At 54.5% G+C, this 3,379-nt stretch carries 2 protein-coding genes and 1 pseudogene; all 3 read right to left on the bottom strand.

Features of this window, described 5'->3' with window-relative positions:
* Positions 1 to 305: pseudogene (locus tag BK659_RS24480) on the bottom strand (polysaccharide biosynthesis protein); the annotation flags it as partial.
* Between the two features lie 53 nt (positions 306 to 358).
* Positions 359 to 1,384 (bottom strand): MraY family glycosyltransferase, encoded by a 1,026-nt coding sequence (locus BK659_RS24475; protein ID WP_123427878.1) that lies wholly within the window; start codon positions 1,382 to 1,384, stop codon positions 359 to 361.
* Between the two features lie 252 nt (positions 1,385 to 1,636).
* The coding region (locus BK659_RS24470) for a polysaccharide biosynthesis protein (protein ID WP_148050454.1) at positions 1,637 to 3,379 on the bottom strand (1,743 nt) is incomplete at its 5' end.

Raw genomic sequence — 3,379 nt, 5'->3', positions numbered from 1 at the left:
ACCACCCCGAGAATCAGCGCCGAAAGGCTGACCGCCTTGATAATCGCAATCAGGGCATCATTGCCGAAGTAGCGCATCACCGCCCGGTACAACCCGAAACGGATAAAAAGAGGGATCGCGATAACCGGAGCAGCTATAAATAGCCAAAAGTGTTGAGTAAACGGATTACTCATTTCGTCTATGCCCAAGCGGACGACGAATGCCATCCACAAGGCTAGCCAAACCAGCAAGAAGTCTGTGATGACTTGCAAAATGCGCTTGCGTCGACGCGGAAGGCTTAACAAGTATGCTCGTATTTTATCCATAATCCCGTCGCTCAACCTTTGTAATCTACAGAACAAAACCACCTTGATAAAAATCAATTTCTTGCGTGGACCGCCAGCTCTCCAGCACGAAACTTCACAGCCAAAATCACCAAGGGAGCATACGCTATAACCACGCCGATCAAGCCATCCAGACCGAGCAACTCAACGTACAAAGCAATCGGCAATAGCCAAAATACATTTATCGCCAACACCGCCAATGTGACGATCGAATGCGTACCAAATTGACGTGATGCGCACTGGTATGCGTGGCTGCGGTGCGCCTCATAGATCCTTGCCCCCTGCAAAAATCGCCTTATCAATGTGAACGTCGCATCCACGACGAAGACCCCGATCAGGATCAACCATACCCATAACAGACTCGTGCTATGCCAAGCCGCTTGTAGCGAAAATACGCCTATTACCATGCCTAGAAAACCACTTCCGGCATCGCCCATGAAAATCCGCGCAGGTGGAAAATTCCAGTAAAGAAAGCCCAAAACTGACATCGCCAGCAGCAGCGGCGCCCAGATTAAAGACTCGTATCCGGAAATCCAGTAAACCAGGCATGCGCCCAGACAAACCGACACCGCTTCGATACCGGCAATCCCATCAATTCCGTCCATAAAGTTGTATAGGTTCAGCATCCACACCAAGTAGATCGCTGCTAGTACGTTCCCCAACCACCCCAGATCCAGAGAAATACCGAACATGTTCAGCGGCGGCATTCCATTGAACCAACAGAGAACCCAGACAGCTCCCGCAAAATGCCCAAGCAAGCGCCAACGGACAGCTATGTGACTATGGTCATCTACAAAACCTATTATCGCGATAGCACCACCCGCCCCCAGCAAAGCCCAGACAAGCTCCCAGTTCACGACACCAAACCAGCCAAGAACGGGCAATACCGCAAGAAAACTCAGAACGATGGCTACGCCACCACTGCGAGGGGTAGGCCTCGAATGCGAACTGCGAGCATTCGGAATGTCCATCAGACTGCCGCGCAGAGCATAACGACGCAGGGCGCCGGTCAAGGCCAGGGAAATACCGACTATAACTGGCAACAACAACCAGAGACTCATAGAGCAAAGGCATCCATGAACGATAAACGAGGATAGAAAGCCTCAGTCACCCGTGACTTAAGCGTTTAAACTCCATAAGCCTTTACCAGCAATACAGTTTTCCGGCAATCAAAGGATGAATCATCCTATTCAAAATGACGAAAAAAGGCCGAAATGCACGCTCATCCAACGACAAGACTACATTCTCGGCCTCATTTATCACCCCCCCGATGTAACCTGGCGTAGCGCGTCAGTACAGCAGCTTTCGCGCCATCACGACTCCAGTCGACGCTGACGGTAGATCAAATCGACGATCTCGCCATCCGGGGTGTAACCGCTGACAGTGTCGCGCAAGAGTTGACGGACCCGCGAATAATCATCCCGTTCGACAGCCGCCAGCAATTCCGTCAGTTTGCCCTTGAGCACTTCCCAGGGCAGGTGGTCTTCATTGGCGCTCATGATCATCGGGTGCTGGGTGGCCGCTACGTTGTCACCGATCAGCAACTCTTCGTAGAGCTTTTCACCGGGACGCAGCCCGGTAAATTCGATGGCGATGTCGCCCTGAAGATTTTTGTCCGAACGGACACTCAAACCCGACAGGTGAATCATCTTCTCGGCCAGCTCGACAATCTTCACCGGTTCGCCCATGTCCAGCACAAACACATCACCGCCCTGCCCCATCGAGCCGGCCTGAATCACCAACTGGGCGGCCTCGGGGATGGTCATGAAGTAACGGGTGATCTTCGGGTGCGTGACCGTCAGCGGGCCGCCCGACTTGATCTGCTTGTGAAACAGCGGAATCACCGAACCGGAAGACCCCAGCACATTACCGAATCGCACCATGGTGAACCGGGTTTTGTTGACCCGGGACACGTTGGTCTTGTCACCGAACATCATCGGCGCCAGTTCACGGCTCAACGCCTGCAACGTCAGTTCCGCCAGCCGCTTGGTGCTGCCCATGACATTCGTAGGGCGAACAGCCTTGTCGGTCGATATCAGCACAAAGTTCGCCACACCGGCCTGAAGGGCGGCCTGCGCGGTATTCAGCGTGCCAATCACATTGTTCAGTACACCTTCGGCAATATTGTGTTCGACCATCGGCACATGCTTATAAGCCGCCGCGTGATACACCGTATCCACGTGCCAGGTTTTCATCACATCCAGCAGTTTGTCCTGGTTACGCACTGAACCAAGGATTGGCAATAGCCGCACCGATAACGACTCACGGGCAATTCGTTGCTCGAGCTCCGACAGAATGCTGTAAAGATTGAACTCACTGTGCTCGAACAACAACAGCGTGGTCGGCTTCAGCGCCAGGATCTGGCGACAAAGCTCGGACCCGATAGAGCCGCCCGCCCCCGTGACCAGAACCGACTGATCCTTGATGCAATGCTCGAGCAAATCGCCCTGCGCCGGCACCGTGTCGCGGCCAAGCAGGTCCGCGATGTCGACTTCCTGAATGTCGTCCACCTTGACCCGGCCGCTGGCCAGGTCCATGAAACCCGGCACACTGCGAACGTGCAGTGGAAAACCCTCCAGAAAGCCCAGGATCTCACGGCGACGCCCGCGATTGGCCGAGGGAACCGCCAACAGGATTTCTTGAGCGCCGGTCTCTTCGATCATGCGTTGAATGTGCTTGGGCTTGTACACCTGCAAACCGGAGATCACCCGATCGGCAATACTCTTATCATCATCGATAAACGCTACCGGGCGCATGACCCGGCCCATACGCAAGGCGGCGACCAGTTGGTTACCGGCGGCACCTGCACCGTAGATGGCAACGCGAGGCAATCCATCGTCGCGACTGGTGAAAGGAACGTGCTGCGCGGCGGTAAACCAGTCGCCCAGAAAATACTGACGCATGGCCAGGCGCAGTCCGCCCACCATGATCAGGCTCAACCACCAGTAGTTAAAAATGATCGAGCGAGGCACGACGTTCTGATGGTTGCTGTACCAGTACACCACCACCCCGAGAATCAGCGCCGAAAGGCTGACCGCCTTGATAATCGCAATCAG

Origin of the sequence: Pseudomonas brassicacearum, from assembly GCF_003732225.1 — a bacterium.
Taxonomy (GTDB): domain Bacteria; phylum Pseudomonadota; class Gammaproteobacteria; order Pseudomonadales; family Pseudomonadaceae; genus Aquipseudomonas; species Aquipseudomonas brassicacearum_E.
Note: the sequence above shows the minus strand (reverse complement) of the source record. Positions and strands in the feature narration are given on the sequence as shown.

What these genes read in the sequence shown, in the direction of transcription:
- BK659_RS24475 (WP_123427878.1), bottom strand. Translation starts at nt 1,384, where the DNA reads ATGAGTCTCTGGTTGTTGTTGCCAGTTATAGTCGGTATTTCCCTGGCC.